Raw genomic sequence first — 14,989 nt, forward strand, 5'->3', positions numbered from 1 at the left:
GGGGGAGCAGGGGAGCAGGGGAGCAGGGGAGAATAATTCTTAACTTCTAACTCTTAACAACTAACAACTAACAACTAACAACTGACAACTGACAAATGACTAAAGTATCGATCGCAGGTAAGACTAAACTATTAGGGGTTATTGGCCATCCGGTGGAACATTCGCTGTCGCCTGTGATGCATAATGCGGCGATCGCTCAATTGGGATTAGATTATGTTTATCTTCCCTTTCCTATAAAATCAGAGAATTTAGAGGTTGCGATCGCAGGTTTAGCTGCTGTTGGAGTTGTCGGTTTTAGCGTGACAATTCCTCATAAACAGGCAATTATGCCTTTACTCTCAAAAATTACTCCCATTGCCCAAGCTATAGGCGCAGTTAATACTGTGAGTCGCCAAGATAATCAATGGATAGGGACAAATACAGATATAGAAGGATTTATTGCCCCTTTGCAAACAACTTATCAGCAAGATTGGAGTCAGAAGGTGGCGGTAATTTTAGGCAATGGCGGTGCAGCAAGGGCAGTTGTTGCAGGTTGTCACCAACTTGGTTTTGCAAAAATTCATGTTGTGGGACGCAATAGGCAGAAACTCCAACAATTCCGCAGTAGTTGGGGTAATTCAACAATAGCTGAGATTTTACAAGTCAATATCTGGGATGATCTGGCAAAACTGATTCCTCAAGCTAACTTGCTAGTAAACACAACTCCTATTGGCATGTATCCCAAGGTGGATGAGTCACCTTTGAGTCTAGAGGAAATTGAGAAATTGCCTTCAGGTGCGATCGCCTACGATTTAATATATATTCCGAAACCAACACAATTTCTCCAACATGCCCAAAAACAAGGGGCAATTGCCATTGATGGCTTAGAAATGCTTGTCCAGCAAGGAGTAGCAGCCTTAAAAATCTGGTTGCAGCAAGAAATTCCTGTAGATGTGATGCGCCAAGCTTTGCAAAATCACTTGAGTTTAGGGAGGTAAAGTATTCCAACACCCACATACCAATTATTTAACTTTTTTGGCTTTCATAGTGATGAATTCTATTCCTAATAATGACTTTGAGTTTTTATTTACTGTCGTATCGGTTACATTTAACTCGATTAATTGTAATTAAACAAAGTATTGAGTTTTGGTATTTGAGAACGCATTTCTAATAATTGAATATTACAAAGACTAAGATGAAAATATATCACCATACCCTTAATTCTTATGAGCTTCACTACTGCTAAACGCTTTACAGTAGCTGAATATGACCGTCTGGCAAAACTCGGATTTTTTGAGGAAGATGACCGAGTTGAACTAATCAAAGGAGAAATTTACCAGATGGTAGCAAAAGGTACAGCACATTCTGTCTGTGAAACACTTTTATTCAGAGAGTTAATTAAGCTTTTAATAGACCGCGCTTTAGTAAGAGGGCAACAACCAGTTATTATTTCTGAGTATAGCGAACCCGAACCAGATTTAGCGATTGTCCGTAATGTTGACGATAACTATCTTTCTGCTCATCCCAACTCATCTGACATATTGCTTTTAATTGAGATTGCCGATTCCTCTTTTAAATATGACCAAGAGATAAAATTACCTATTTATGCAGAAGCAGGTATTATTGATTATTGGATATTTAATTTAGTAGATAATTATTTGGAATGTTACAGTGAGCCTTATCAAGATTTACAAAGTAAATTTGGTTATCGCCGTAAGTCTATTTTTCTGCCTGATGAATCTGTTAATCTCCCATCCTTCCCTAATTTAGTTCTAGATTTATCTAAGGTGTTTCCAAGCTAAGGTGTAAGAGGCAATGTCTTGCAACAAGTCGCTTTACACCTATGCTCAATATTAGATACATTTATACGAGTCAAAGGTATTTTATTGCTATTACTTACACTGTAGCTAATACTTTTCTTTGAGATGAGCTTTTTTCAATACAATATGACTGGACTTGCTTCCAGGACAACCTTTTTGACCATTTACCACGACCTTCATATTGAAATACCTGCTCGCTGATAACTAATATATCAGCCACTTTTTCTTGATTAGCTGCATGATTGCTATTTGTTACCGCTTCGACTTGAGGTAGCAAATGCGCTACTCCAAATAGTTGCCCTAAAGGAGACGTTTTCATAAAAGCTTGCCTTTGGGCATGAGTCATAACAACTTTTGACCCGGCTTTGACTTCATTGCTGGCCATATAGCTTTGGTACTCCCCGTAGGCTTTCTTGTTGATCGCAAAAGGTTACAGCAGCATTTCGCAAGAATCTAAACGCGCATCCATCTTCTCCTGGAGCGATTGTAGCAGTCCCCAAATATTCCATCTGAACCTTATCACTATAATAAGACATTGCCGTATCTAAGGCAACTAGCACAATTAGCGGGTCTTCTAATTCTGTTTTACAGAACTTCAAAGCAACTTTTACTGTATACCAAATTAACCATTTACCAATTGGTTCAATGAACCGTTTAGCCGTTTTTCCTCGACTTATAGGGTGGGCTTCTAGCTGTTCTATTTCAAGATAGCAGGGAATACCAGGATAAGGATACAAACCATATCGCACTAATCCCCAGATTTCATTGTTATAAACGAGTTTGACTATATTTTGACATTCAAAATCGGTATTTTTCCACAAATTCAACCAATTAAAAGACCAATTAGTAGGCATATCATGTTTTTCAGCTTGGGAAAGCATAGCAATTTCCTCGATTGCCAATTTAATTCGGACTTTTACTTTATATGAGCCAATGTTAGTCAATGTAATTTGTATAAAATTTTTAATAGCAAGGTTTGATCTCCATAAATTATAAAGCAACTATCCTGTGAGATAGCAATTAATAGTTACAGCCAATCTCTACAATGCAATGGCAAGATTAACTCTCACAATACATCTCAAATCAAACTTTCCATCGCTTGCTGTAAATTATTTGTCAAATCAGCAACAGCTTGTTTTGCACCCAAGCGACTCTGTTTATAAATTGGGTAATGCTCCGATACTGATATCGGCTCACCAATTGTAATTTTTACCCGTTTTTTACCTAATTGCGGACGACGAAAAGATTTTTCGCCTTCAATCTTAGCGATTGTTTGCCATAAAATTAAAGTCGTTTCAGCAAACCTTTCTACTGTCGGTTTTTCACGGATATAATTACCAGAAACTGCCACAAAACTCTCTACTAAACGCATGTGCCACATCCGAGCATTTGCCTCTTCAGCAACGCGATCGCCTAAAGCTTTTTCCACAGCAGATAACCCTTTGACATCTTTATATTCTTCTCTAAACATATAATTCCAGCCGGCTTGTTCTACTCGCCGACAACGGTCGTTTAATTGTCCTTTGGGGTGCAAGTCAAAATACTGCTCTGAAATTTGTAGTGCCGCATTCAATAAAGCTTGTAAACGCACAGCTAACGCTTCATTTCTATCTTTGATTTCCTCAGATATCTTTTGGGCATCTGGTAGCTTTTGATGATAAAACCGCGTATAAAATTGTTCCATCAGGGACAATAAATGTTCTGCCAAAGTCAACAATCGGGGATAAAGCAACTCCATTGAGGCCGTATTAGTCTTTCCTTGTGGATTCACAGGTAAACCAGTAGCCGCTTCCAATTGGTTTAAAAGTTGAGCGATCGCATCCCAAGGAGGCGCAACATAACTATATTTAATCCCAACTGGTACAATGAGAACCTGCTCGGAGCGTTCTGCCTTATGCAAATCTTCAGCACACCAAAAGCCTAATTGGGCAATACCGGGTTCTAGGGGGCTGATAATTTCAGATAAACCATTAGTCGCTCCTTCTGGCGCAGCAGCCATTGGGAATTGTCCGTTGGCAAACAACTCACGCGCCGAACGCAAACCCGTCCAGTCAGCTTTACCCCGCTGGATGGGAGTCGCACCCAAATGCGAAGCAATCCAGCCGACGTAGGAACCTGCCCAGAGAGGAATGCCGCGATCGTAGATAAAATGAGCATGAATTGGAGATTGTAGTGCAGTGCCCTGCTCTCGTGCTACCCTTGGCACGAGTTGAGAAAACAAATAGGTTAAACAAAATGGATCGTCTGTTTTGGGATGGCGAAATGCCAATAAAAAACGAATCTTGCCCTCTTGAAATTGGCGATACAGATCCACCAAAACCTCTACCTTGTCTGCTTCAATTTGGGTAATAGCTGTTTGCCAACGAATCCAACTTGGTAGCAACGAATGAACGGCTTGTAGAAACAAGGGATTGAACTTTGGGGATATAAATTCTAAGGGCGGCTGCGCTTGATAAATTACATTTGACAAGGTAGTTGTCTCCTTAAAGAGTGAAGCAGGGAGATGAGGGAGATGAGGGAGACAAGAAATAATAATTACTCCTGCCTGCCTTCTGACTCAGTACTCAGCACTACTGATAACTGACCACAGAAATAACACTTTATACTTCATAGTTCATACTTCATCCTTGATACTTCATACTTTATTAGCGATTTAGAAAGGGAATAAACGATGCGACTGTCAAAAATGTTATTCGTTACACTGCGGGACGATCCGGCTGATGCTGAGATTCCCAGCCATAAGTTATTACTCCGTGCAGGTTATATTCGTCGCATCGGTAGCGGTCTTTATGCATATCTCCCGCTGATGTGGCGGGTATTGCAAAAAGTCTCCAAAATTGTGCGGGAAGAAATGAATGCTACAGGCGCACAAGAATGTCTTCTCCCGCAATTACAACCAGCCGACTTATGGAAGGAGTCGGGACGTTGGGACACCTACACCAAAGCCGAGGGAATCATGTTTTCCCTAATCGACCGCCGCGACCAACAATTAGGATTAGGGCCAACTCATGAAGAAGTAATCACAGCGATCGCTCGTGATATGATTCGCTCTTACCGTCAGCTCCCGCTAAATCTCTACCAACTGCAAACCAAATTCCGAGATGAGATTCGTCCTCGCTTTGGTTTGATGCGCGGACGGGAATTTATCATGAAGGACGGCTACTCGTTCCACGTTGATGAAGCTAGCCTCAAAGAGACTTACCAAGATATGTACCAAGCCTACAGCAACATGCTACGGCGTTCTGGTCTAGCTTTTCGCGCGGTAGAAGCTGATTCTGGGGCAATTGGTGGTTCTGGTTCTACAGAATTTATGGTGTTAGCGGAAGCTGGGGAAGACGAGGTTCTGTTTACCGAAGATGGCAAATATGCTGCCAATGTAGAAAAAGCCGTTTCTTTACCAGCTGATGCTGAACCCTCACGGTTTACAACCTATGAGAAACGCGATACACCTGGAGCAGAGACGATTGATAAGCTTTGTCAATTCCTCAAATGTTCTCCCACTCAAGTGGTGAAAAACGTCCTTTACCAAACAGTTTATGACAATGGGGTAACGGTGTTGGTTCTGGTAAGTATTCGCGGCGAGCAAGAAGTGAATCAGGTCAAATTGCAGAATGAATTGACTAAACTAGCTTCTAATTATGGTGCTAATACTATTATTGCTTTGGATGTCCCAAATCAAGAAACGCAGCAAACATGGGCAGCTAAATCTCTACCTTTAGGATACATTGCTCCTGATATTGCCGATGAATATATTACTGCCAATAAACAAATTCATCCCAAATTTGTACGCTTGGTAGATAAAACAGCTGTTGAGTTAAAAAACTTCGTTACAGGTGCAAATGAAACTGGTTTTCACGTAGTTGGGGCTAATTGGGGCGAACAATTTCAACTATCAGAAAATGTCGTGGATGTGCGAAAAGCGAGAAGCGGCGATCGCGCTCTTCATCACCCCGAACAAACTCTCCAAAGTGCCAGAGGAATTGAAGTCGGTCATATTTTTCAACTGGGTACTAAATATTCGCTAAGTATGGGAGCAACTTATACCAACGAACAAGGTGAAGAAAAACCCTTATTCATGGGTTGCTATGGAGTCGGCGTGTCGCGATTAGCACAATCGGCAGTAGAGCAATCTTACGATAAAGATGGAATTATTTGGCCAGTAGCGATCGCACCCTATCACGCAATTGTGACAATTCCTAACATTAATGATGCTCGACAAGTCGAAATTGCCCAACAACTTTACACTGAATTAAATCGAGCGGGAATTGAAACTTTACTCGATGACCGCGACGAACGAGCGGGGGTAAAATTCAAAGATGCTGATTTAATCGGCATACCTTATAGAATTGTCACTGGACGAGCGATCGCTAATGGCAAAGTCGAAGTTGTAGAAAGAGCAACGCGTAATTCTCAAGAAATTGTCATTGAAGAAGTTACATCTACACTTCATAAATGGATTGCAGCAGCAATAGAGGTGAAAAATTAAACGCTAAAATGTTAGTTAATTACCCAAAAAAAGTTAAAACTTGTTAAACTTCTATGGATTCGCACAGAAGTAAATACACCGTGAATCCATAGCAGTTATTAGCAACAAAAACCACACTAGTGACTTTTCTATACATTTGTAATTTTCATAGCCGTAGTCACATAGTTTAGGACAGTAGTATTGTTCAAAGCCCTGAAGTAACTGAGTTTCCACTCAGCACTCCTTTGTACAGACGCGTAGACGCTCGTAAGAGTATAATCGCGTCTCTCAGCACTTTTGCACTTTGCTATAACAATCTCAAGAAAAGATTGAGATTTACAGATTTACATAATTTAGGAGATGACGGATTACAAGTGTAAATTCTAGAATTGGAAGTGAAATCCCTAGAATAAGCAAATCCAATATTTTGGTAATCTAAAGCCTTGAGGTTTTTGGAAACTCTCCACTTGTAAGCATCGTCCTTAACCAGGCTACTCTGCCACAAACATCGTCTCAGCCCTTATTCAGGAAGGTTCTAAATATGACAGACCAACAAGGATCTAAACGTATTTCTTCAGGTGTGATTGCAGCCGTCTCAGCAGCGGTTGTAGCGGTAAGTGGCGGCGTGGCTTGGATTACTTGGAATACTAACAGCAATCCTCCCACACCATCGACACCAGCGAATTCTTCTCAAGGAATCACTAAGCCGTCACCAGGGCCAGCAGTTGCACAGCCAAATAACGAAAAAACTACTAATATTTATTTGCTCAGACCAAAAGAAAAAACTGTTGAATTGGTTCCTAAACCAGTTCAAATAGCTGCTACACAGCCCGACCAAGTTTTAGAAAAAGCTTTTCAAAGCTTATTAGAAGGCCCATCACAGGGAACAGATTCTACCACCATACCCAAAGGCACTAAATTATTGGGACTAAAAGTAAACAATGATGAAGTTCATGTCAATTTATCCGAAGATTTTACCAAAGGTGGTGGTAGTACTTCAATGGTCGGTCGCGTGGGACAAGTTGTTTACACTGCCACAACTTTAAATCCCAATGCCAAAGTCTACATCGATGTGAACGGCAAACAGTTAGATGTTTTGGGTGGCGAAGGTGTGGAATTAGAACAGCCACTAACTCGTGAAAGCTTTAAGCAAAATTATCCACTTTAGTCATTAGTCAGCAGTCAATAGTCAGTGGTAACAACCAACAACTGACCCTTCGGGTGACGCTCCTGCGTCGCTAACGTCAGTTGTTTATGGGGGAGACCACGCCAGATGCTCCACTTGGGGAGACCCCAAGACCGCACTGGCTCCCCAAGACCACACTGACTCACAACTGACAACTGACAACCAACAACTAACTTAAAGTTTGGTATTCAACACGCGAAAGCTACGGGCTTGCTGTTCTAGCCTTGTGGCGAGGCGATCGCAAACCCGATTGCACAATTCAAAAATCATTTGATCTTCCACTCGGTAGTAAGCGCAAGTTCCTTCACTGCGGCGGCTGAGGATTCCTGCTTGCCACATGATCTTCAGGTGTTTGGACACATTTGCCTGTGAAGTCTGTGTTGCCTCTACCAATTCTTGTACGCATTTTTCTTCATCCCGTAGCAAATGCAACAGTCGTAAGCGCATCGGTTCGCTTAACAGACTGAAGTATTCGGCTACTTGTTGCACCACTTCCGGCGGTACAGGCAACGCTTGTTTCATCAGGATTGACCCGCAGAACTGACTGTTTTACCAATGACTCATTTGCTATCAATGATTCACTTGATATATAGATTAATACTTAATCAGGGTTAATTCTCATCAAAGGTTGACCATATTCCACAGGTTCGCCATTTTGCACGAGAATCTCGATCACTTGTCCCGACACCTCAGCTTCGATTTCATTCATTAGCTTCATCGCTTCGATGATACAGACTGTTTGACCGCTGCGGACGCGATCGCCCACATCCACAAATGCTGGTTCGCTAGGTGCAGGGGCGCGATAAAACGTTCCTACCATTGGAGAAGGCACTTCTACCAATCTGCGATCGCTCTTTGGAGGAGAATTTCCTGAAACCTGCACGCTAGAACCTGCCGCAGCAGTTTCCATGACGCGACTTGTCCCGACCTCTGGGATCGATTGTGGCGCTGTTTGGGTGACAATTGGTGGAACCGATGTCAATCCCGAATTTACCACACTACTTAACGCTGCTTGACCAACCGACACAATTTGATTGCTAACGCTAGTTGCTTTACGTACCGTTAGTTCAAAGTTTTCACTTTTGAGCATTACTTCGGCAATATCTGTTTGTGCAATAGTTGCCAGCAGTTGGCGGATTTCATTAAAGTCCAATGGCACAGTTTTTATTACCTCGACCTGTCCCTAAATTAAGAATTTTAAGTGTGGCAGGGATTTAATCCCTGTATAGGGATTGAAATCGGAATTTACTCTAGAACGAGAAACCTATTCCCTGCCTAAATATTTATCGTCACGGGTATCAATTTTAATGCGTTCTCCTTGGGAAATAAACAAGGGAACCATTACAGTTGCACCAGTTTCCAGCTTTGCTGGTTTAGTACCACCCGTAGCAGTGTCACCCTTGACACCTGGATCGGTTTCCACTACTTCTAAGACTACAGAGTTGGGCAGTTCCACTTCTAGCACTTGTTCGCCCCAACGAATGACGTTCGCTTCCATACCTTCTTTGAGGTATTTTACGCGATCGCCAATTTGGGCTGCGCTCAATCTGCCTTCTTCATAGGTTTCCATATCCATAAAGACAAACTCATCGCCTTCTTTATAGGTATGCTGCATCGTGCTTTTTTCCAGAGTAGCTTGAGGCACTGTTTCCCCAGCCCGGAACGTTCTTTCCACAACGCTCCCACTCTGGACATTTTTCAGCTTTGTCCGTACAAAGGCAGAACCTTTACCAGGCTTAACGTGGAGGAACTCTACCACTCGCCATACAGACCCATCTAAGACAATTGAGACACCGGGTCGAAAGTCGTTACTGGAGATCATGAAGCTTTCAAGTTTTGGAAGACAATCGGCATTTATTGTACCCCTCAAGCGGAGTAATTGGTTAATTAGTCAGTCGTCAGTTGTGAGTCAGTGTGGTCTTGGGGAGCCAGTGCGGTCTTGGGGAGACCCCAAGTGGAGCATCTGGCGTGGTCTCCCCATGAACAACTGAGGAACCCGAAGGGTCAGTTGCCCTTTGGACAGGGTTATTGGTAATGGGTAATTATCCTTCTCCCTCATCCCCATGCCTAAACTAAAATTTCACCTTCTACTCAGCACTCAGCACTCAGCACTCAGCACTCCTAACTGTGGGAAGATGATTGATGGATTACGCCTAGTCAACAATTTGATGCTGCATTTGAGCCATCTCATGTTTAACTTTTTAAAATCTTGGCTGAAGAACAGCCTAATGGGAATACTGTTGGTAACAATATTTTTAGGCATAAATACAGCTGGCTGGACTCCCTTGAGTAACGCCGCCCTGCCATCTGGAAATGCAATTACCGATGGCAAAGCTTTATTGAGGTATGCACTCCCGATAGATAACAAGCCAGTGCGGCAACTGCAAGCCAGTCTAGAAGACATCTCTAACCAACTGCGAGCAAACAAGCGCTGGGGTGCTGTTTCCAAAGACCTCAGCAAAGCATCCCAGATTCTCGATAAACCTTCCCAAATCCTAGCAGGCGTTCCCGAAGACCGCCAGTCCCAAGCCCAAGCTTGGATCGATGAATTAAAGTCTGGTGTGGATGGGCTACAAGAATCGGTAAAAGCTAAAGACAAAGAACAAATTCTCCAAGGAAGAACTAAACTACTGAATCTCGTCACCCAATTAGAAGAATCAATGGTGAAAGGATTTCCCTTTGAAGTGCCTGCTGAATATAGTAATCTACCGCAACTTAAAGGTCGTTCTACTATAGCAATCAAAACTAACAAAGGGGATTTAACTCTTGTAGTAGATGGTTACAGCGCCCCTGTGACAGCAGGTAATTTTGTAGATTTGGTGCAACGAGGTTTTTATAACGGTTTGGAATTTACTCGTTCTGAAGAATCTTATGTATTGCAAACTGGAGATCCACCAGGAAAAGATGTCGGTTTTATTGACCCCAAAACGAGCCAATACCGTGCCATACCTTTAGAAGTTCTAGTCGAAGGCGATAAAAAACCTACTTACGGCATTACTCTTGAAGATGCTGGTCGTTATCTCGATATGCCAGTTTTACCGTTCTCGGCTTTTGGTGCATTAGCCATGGCACGTCCTGAAACTCAAGTCAATGGTGGTTCGTCGCAAGTCTTCTTCTTTCTGTTTGAACCAGAACTTACCCCCGCAGGACGTAACCTGTTGGATGGTCGCTATGCAGTTTTTGGATATCTTACCGAGGGCAAAGAAGTTTTGGATAAACTTAAAGCAGGCGACAAAATTGAATCGGCAACTGTCGTTCAGGGAATAGAAAATTTGGTTGAGCCGCAAGCAGCATAATTTATCTGGAATTTTAGATTTTGGAGTTAATCCAAAATCTAAAATCTATTGATATTCTTTTAGTTATGTCAGAAAATATTTTGTATTAATAAATACATTTACACTGATTGCTAAAGACCTAAATCAACAGCAATACGATGAGCGCAGGCAAAGCCGGAAAACGCCACCGCGTTCAACCCCTGCCCTGGGAAAGTACTATCTCCCACACAATAAAGTCCAGGAATAGCTGTGCGATTAAATGGCATTTTCAATAACCCCGGCAACTTGCGACGGGGAATTGGCCCATAAGTGCCATCCTCTCGCCCCAAAAAGCGGCGATGGGTGCGAGGCGTTCCTACTTCCAAATAATCTAAGCCAGCATCTAAACCAGGAAAAATCTTCTCTAGTCGGCCAATAATTTGCCCTGCCATCTTTTCTTTCTTCGCTTCATACTCATTTGCAGATAGTCTTTGCCAATCATCAATCCAGTTAGGCGTAAAAGCATGAATGATGTGATAGCCCACAGGCGCTAAATCTGGATCGAGTAACGTAGGAATTGATACAAAGATTGTACCTGTTGGTGCAGTCATTTTTTCCCAATCTTCTAGAACTATATGATGGCATTCTGTCCCAGTCGGCAACACTGAGGCTTTTACCCCCATATGCAAACTCAAAAAACTTGGTGACTTTTCATAAAATTGTTGCCATTTTTTCTCATTAATCGGTATTTTATCTACAGGTAGTAATTTATGAAAAGTATCCCAACGTGTAGCATTAGAAACTATGCGTTTACCTCGATAGACTCGACCATCAGCTAGTTGCACGCCTACAGCCCGTCCTCTTTCCGTAATAATTTTCGTGACTCTAGCTTGGTAAAGAATTTCACCTCCAGCTTTTTCTAAACCCTCTACTAATTTTTGAGCGATTTGTCCTACCCCCCCTTTAGGATAGTTAACTCCGCCATAATGCCTGTCAGAAAAGACCATTCCAGCATTAATCATTGGTGTCATATCAGCGGTCACTACAGACCAGCAATAACACTCTAAATCGATAAATTTTAATAACAGGGGATCTTTGATGTAGCGTTTGGCGACATCTCCAACATTTTGCGGCAAATACTTGACTAAACCGAGACATGCCAAAGGATGCTGGAAAAAAACTCGTAGGAGATACCGAGGTTCTTCTAGCGACAGCAAATCCATACTGTTGAGGCAATTGAAGACCTTAAAGCATTCGTGATAAAAGCGACGAATCCCTTGTTCTTCGTGACCAAAATAAGCAATAAGATTTTGCAAAAATTTATCATAAATCCGGTCAACTTTGATGTCTAATCCGTTGGGCAGATGATAGTGAATCTGCACGGGATCGATAATTGTTTGCTGGCTGACATTCACAGCATCAAGGGCGCGAGTCAGTAAGTTAGTAGTGCCATTCGTTCCCAAACCAAAAATCATTGATGCTCCCACATCAAATCGATAGCCTTGGCGTTCAAAATAGCCAGCACTACCACCTGGAATTAAATAACGTTCTAGTACCAGCACTTTAGCTTTCTTCGCTGCTAGCTGGGTTGCTGTCACCAAACCACCAATACCAGAGCCAATAATAATCGCATCAATATCTTGCATTTTTGTCAAAGACGCGATTAATCGCGTCTGTACAAGAGTTAGTCGTAATTTTTCACCCCTACTATCTTCTCTAACTAATGCCCAATCACAAAAAAAGAGGGACGAGCCTGCTACCGCTGGCTAATCCCGTCTGCCGATCCTTAAAGAGAGGAGAACACTGATTAATAATATAACTGTGATTGAGAATGGCTGTCAACTATTAATGCAAAATATTTTCAATAAAATCAGGGTATTTATTTTAGCTGTCAGTGGTACGCGCTAAAGAGTATTATTATCTTTCAGTTCTAGTACAATAAATAGTGCTTATTTCTGGCTATGATGCCACAACTGCGTGTTTACGTTCCACCCCATCCCCTAATCAAGCACTGGTTGGCAATTGCCCGTGATGCTGCTACACCTTCAGTATTATTCCGTAGTGCGATGACTGAGTTGGGGCGATGGTTAACTTACGAAGCTGCACGAGAATGGTTGCCGACTTTAGAGACAACAGTGCAAAGTCCTTTGGATTCCTGTCCGGCAACTTTGATTAATCCAGAGATACCTGTGGCGGTTGTACCGATTTTGCGAGCAGGTTTAGGATTGCTAGAGGGAGCGCAAACTCTGTTGCCTTTGGCTTCGATTTACCATCTGGGTTTGGTGCGAAATGAAGAAACATTAGAGCCTGCATGTTATTTGAACAAATTACCAGAGAAATTTGACCCCCAAACACGGGTATTAATTACCGACCCGATGTTAGCAACGGGAGGTTCGATAATGGCTGCAATGGCAGAATTGACACAGCGGGGTGTCGATCCTAGCTTGACGCGAATTGTTTGTGTAGTGGCGGCTCCCCCAGCATTGCAGAAATTGAGTGCTGCATATCCTGGTTTGATAGTTTACACAGCCACTATTGATGAAACAGTTAATAACAAAGGATATATTGTACCGGGATTGGGAGATGCAGGCGATCGCACCTTTGGGACTTAAGCTAGTATGCAGCTAGGGAAGGAAAATAGCTGAACTACATGATGTAAAAATTGCAAAGTTTCTTCAAGGCGGTAAACTTATGAGTCAGCGTGATGGTTTTGCTAGTGGTTTTTTCGCAGGAGCGTTTGTCGGTGGGGTAGTTGGCGGTATTCTAGGAGCTGTGCTGGCTTCTAGACGCGATGGTGGAGAATTGACCGCCCAAGAGGAAACAGAACTAAATAACAGCACACCCAGCCCGAAGAAAGTATCAGCAAAACGTCGTCAGATGATAGCCTCAGAAAATGAGGGTATAGAAATGGAAACAGCACGGCGATCGCTAGAAGATAAAATTGCCCAGCTCAATGCCACAATTGACGAAGTGCGAAAGCATCTAGGTAACGTCAATGGTGGTTCGTCCCAGTCTACTAGCGATCGTTCTCTTACTAAAGATTCTTAGTGCAGAGGAGCGGAGGGGCAGAGGGGCAGAGGGGCAAAGGGGCAGAGGAGCAAAGGGGAGATAAAAATCCTAACTCTTGTACATACGCGTAGACGCTCCTAAGAGCGGCTTCTCGCAAGAGTTTAATCGCGTCTTTACTCTTGACTCAGCACTTTATAGTTGTTTGCGTCAGGCTGCACTAAGGTATTTTATATTTAGCGAAGATGCTAATGGGGGTTAATACGGCAATAATCAGCCAACACCCTGGCTTAGACTAAATTAAAATCAATGATAAGACCCTTTTTGACACTTAGTAGGAAATCAAGCTATCCATGAATTTACTGATTACCACACTTGCTACGTTCTTAACCATTTATAGCTACTTGCTAATTATTCGGGTTTTGTTGACCTGGTTCCCCACTATTAACTGGTACAACCAACCATTTACCGCTTTGAGCCAGGTAACCGATCCTTATCTAAATCTTTTCCGTTCAATTATCCCTCCCTTGGGCGGAATGGATTTTTCGCCTATCCTAGCCTTCCTAGTGCTGAATTTAGCTGGTGAGTTTCTTAAAAGCTTAACAGCCTTGCCATTTGTACAAGGATTTTAATTACTACAATAGAGACGTTAATTTCAAAAGCGTCTCTACAGTCTTTAATTACTCTAAATATTTGGTTAACCTTAGCAGACAACTTACCTACGGACTTGTCCGCTAAATCCTGCGGCTTTAAACTGTTTCAGCTTCAAAGGTAACGGCTGGTTTGCAGGTACAGAAATTCTCAATTCAAAATCACTGGTTCCTGGTGGAACTTCGGCAATAGAACCGAGACGGGTGCGATTTTGCATCACTGAATCGTTGTTGGCATCATAAATACGTCCAAAGATATCTGCATCATAGACCGTTTTGGAGGTGCCATTTTCTGCTTTGCCAGTGACAATAAAGCAATTGGCAGCTGCGGCACTACCGCCACTGGTAACAGCTCCTTGTGCTAGTTCTGGCGGACAATCTTTATAGGAAACATCAAATAGTTTAATTTGTGTCAACGCTATAGCAGGAGGAGTAAATACCCACGATAGAAACGCAATCAGGCAAAAAATAAAGACAACCGTGAGTGAGCGCAACCGCATAAAAGACCCCGTGACTTAAATCCAACAATATGCAACTTGTAACCTCAGCTTACCTGAATTTCACTACTAAAGGACTTCTAAATCAAAAATATGCGATCGCTGGGGGGCAGAGGGGCAGAGGGGCAGAGG

Annotated in this window: 16 protein-coding genes; 8 read left to right on the plus strand and 8 right to left on the minus strand. The window is 42.5% G+C overall.

Annotated elements, in window-relative coordinates:
• Window positions 1–95: 95 nt before the first annotated feature.
• On the plus strand, window positions 96–977 hold the full coding sequence (locus tag I8752_RS18770; protein WP_214433818.1) for a shikimate dehydrogenase: 882 nt from the start codon (window positions 96–98) through the stop codon (window positions 975–977).
• A gap of 228 nt (window positions 978–1,205) precedes the next feature.
• On the plus strand, window positions 1,206–1,781 hold the full coding sequence (locus I8752_RS18775; RefSeq protein WP_214433819.1) for a Uma2 family endonuclease: 576 nt from the start codon (window positions 1,206–1,208) through the stop codon (window positions 1,779–1,781).
• Between the two features lie 94 nt (window positions 1,782–1,875).
• On the opposite strand, the gene I8752_RS18780 is transcribed toward I8752_RS18775, so the two are convergent.
• The 3 genes from I8752_RS18780 to I8752_RS18790 form a co-directional block, all read right to left on the minus strand.
• On the minus strand, window positions 1,876–2,184 hold the full coding sequence (locus I8752_RS18780) for a protochlorophyllide oxidoreductase (RefSeq protein ID WP_214433820.1): 309 nt from the start codon (window positions 2,182–2,184) through the stop codon (window positions 1,876–1,878).
• Window positions 2,171–2,680 carry a hypothetical protein gene (locus tag I8752_RS18785; RefSeq protein ID WP_225895754.1) on the minus strand — a complete coding sequence of 170 codons (510 nt, stop codon included), beginning with the start codon at window positions 2,678–2,680 and terminating at the stop codon, window positions 2,171–2,173. The genes I8752_RS18780 and I8752_RS18785 overlap by 14 nt, the downstream gene beginning before the upstream one ends.
• Before the next feature lie 197 nt (window positions 2,681–2,877).
• Entirely contained in the window at window positions 2,878–4,269 is a 1,392-nt protein-coding gene (locus I8752_RS18790) for a lysophospholipid acyltransferase family protein (protein WP_214433822.1), read from the minus strand.
• A 201-nt stretch (window positions 4,270–4,470) separates the two neighbouring features.
• On the opposite strand from I8752_RS18790, the gene I8752_RS18795 reads away from it, so the two are divergent.
• Together I8752_RS18795 and I8752_RS18800 are read left to right on the plus strand one after the other, a co-directional pair.
• Window positions 4,471–6,285: a proline--tRNA ligase gene (locus tag I8752_RS18795; RefSeq protein ID WP_214433823.1), complete on the plus strand. Its 1,815-nt coding sequence runs from the start codon at window positions 4,471–4,473 to the stop codon at window positions 6,283–6,285.
• A gap of 520 nt (window positions 6,286–6,805) precedes the next feature.
• Window positions 6,806–7,432, plus strand: coding sequence for a GerMN domain-containing protein (locus tag I8752_RS18800; RefSeq protein WP_214433824.1), 627 nt, complete (start codon window positions 6,806–6,808; stop codon window positions 7,430–7,432).
• 192 nt (window positions 7,433–7,624) lie between these two features.
• Here the strand turns inward: I8752_RS18800 and I8752_RS18805 are convergent, their stop codons facing one another.
• The 3 genes from I8752_RS18805 to efp form a co-directional block, all read right to left on the minus strand.
• Window positions 7,625–7,972, minus strand: coding sequence for an ArsR/SmtB family transcription factor (locus I8752_RS18805; RefSeq protein WP_214433825.1), 348 nt, complete (start codon window positions 7,970–7,972; stop codon window positions 7,625–7,627).
• 79 nt (window positions 7,973–8,051) lie between these two features.
• Window positions 8,052–8,609, minus strand: coding sequence for an acetyl-CoA carboxylase biotin carboxyl carrier protein (gene accB / locus I8752_RS18810; protein ID WP_214433826.1), 558 nt, complete (start codon window positions 8,607–8,609; stop codon window positions 8,052–8,054).
• Between the two features lie 105 nt (window positions 8,610–8,714).
• Window positions 8,715–9,272, minus strand: a complete 558-nt coding sequence (efp, locus tag I8752_RS18815) for an elongation factor P (RefSeq protein ID WP_214433827.1) — start codon at window positions 9,270–9,272, stop codon at window positions 8,715–8,717.
• Between the two features lie 367 nt (window positions 9,273–9,639).
• Here efp and I8752_RS18820 point away from each other — a divergent pair, with 367 nt between their 5' ends.
• Window positions 9,640–10,746, plus strand: a complete 1,107-nt coding sequence (locus I8752_RS18820) for a peptidylprolyl isomerase (protein WP_214433832.1) — start codon at window positions 9,640–9,642, stop codon at window positions 10,744–10,746.
• Window positions 10,747–10,856: 110 nt separating this feature from the next.
• On the opposite strand, the gene crtH is transcribed toward I8752_RS18820, so the two are convergent.
• Window positions 10,857–12,350 carry a carotenoid isomerase gene (gene crtH / locus I8752_RS18825; protein WP_214433833.1) on the minus strand — a complete coding sequence of 498 codons (1,494 nt, stop codon included), beginning with the start codon at window positions 12,348–12,350 and terminating at the stop codon, window positions 10,857–10,859.
• 315 nt (window positions 12,351–12,665) lie between these two features.
• Between crtH and upp the strand changes: the two genes are divergently transcribed.
• The 3 genes from upp (at window position 12,666) to I8752_RS18840 (ending at window position 14,342) form a co-directional block, all read left to right on the plus strand.
• Window positions 12,666–13,316: a uracil phosphoribosyltransferase gene (gene upp, locus I8752_RS18830; RefSeq protein ID WP_214433828.1), complete on the plus strand. Its 651-nt coding sequence runs from the start codon at window positions 12,666–12,668 to the stop codon at window positions 13,314–13,316.
• A gap of 79 nt (window positions 13,317–13,395) precedes the next feature.
• Window positions 13,396–13,752 carry a hypothetical protein gene (locus I8752_RS18835; RefSeq protein ID WP_214433829.1) on the plus strand — a complete coding sequence of 119 codons (357 nt, stop codon included), beginning with the start codon at window positions 13,396–13,398 and terminating at the stop codon, window positions 13,750–13,752.
• A 311-nt stretch (window positions 13,753–14,063) separates the two neighbouring features.
• Window positions 14,064–14,342, plus strand: coding sequence for a YggT family protein (locus I8752_RS18840; RefSeq protein WP_214433830.1), 279 nt, complete (start codon window positions 14,064–14,066; stop codon window positions 14,340–14,342).
• An 83-nt stretch (window positions 14,343–14,425) separates the two neighbouring features.
• Here I8752_RS18840 and I8752_RS18845 read toward each other — a convergent pair whose 3' ends face one another.
• Window positions 14,426–14,860: a biotin carboxylase gene (locus tag I8752_RS18845; RefSeq protein WP_214433831.1), complete on the minus strand. Its 435-nt coding sequence runs from the start codon at window positions 14,858–14,860 to the stop codon at window positions 14,426–14,428.
• Between the last annotated feature and the right edge of the window lie 129 nt (window positions 14,861–14,989).

Source organism: Dendronalium phyllosphericum CENA369, from assembly GCF_016056275.1.
In the GTDB taxonomy this organism is placed as follows: Bacteria; Cyanobacteriota; Cyanobacteriia; order Cyanobacteriales; family Nostocaceae; genus Dendronalium; species Dendronalium phyllosphericum.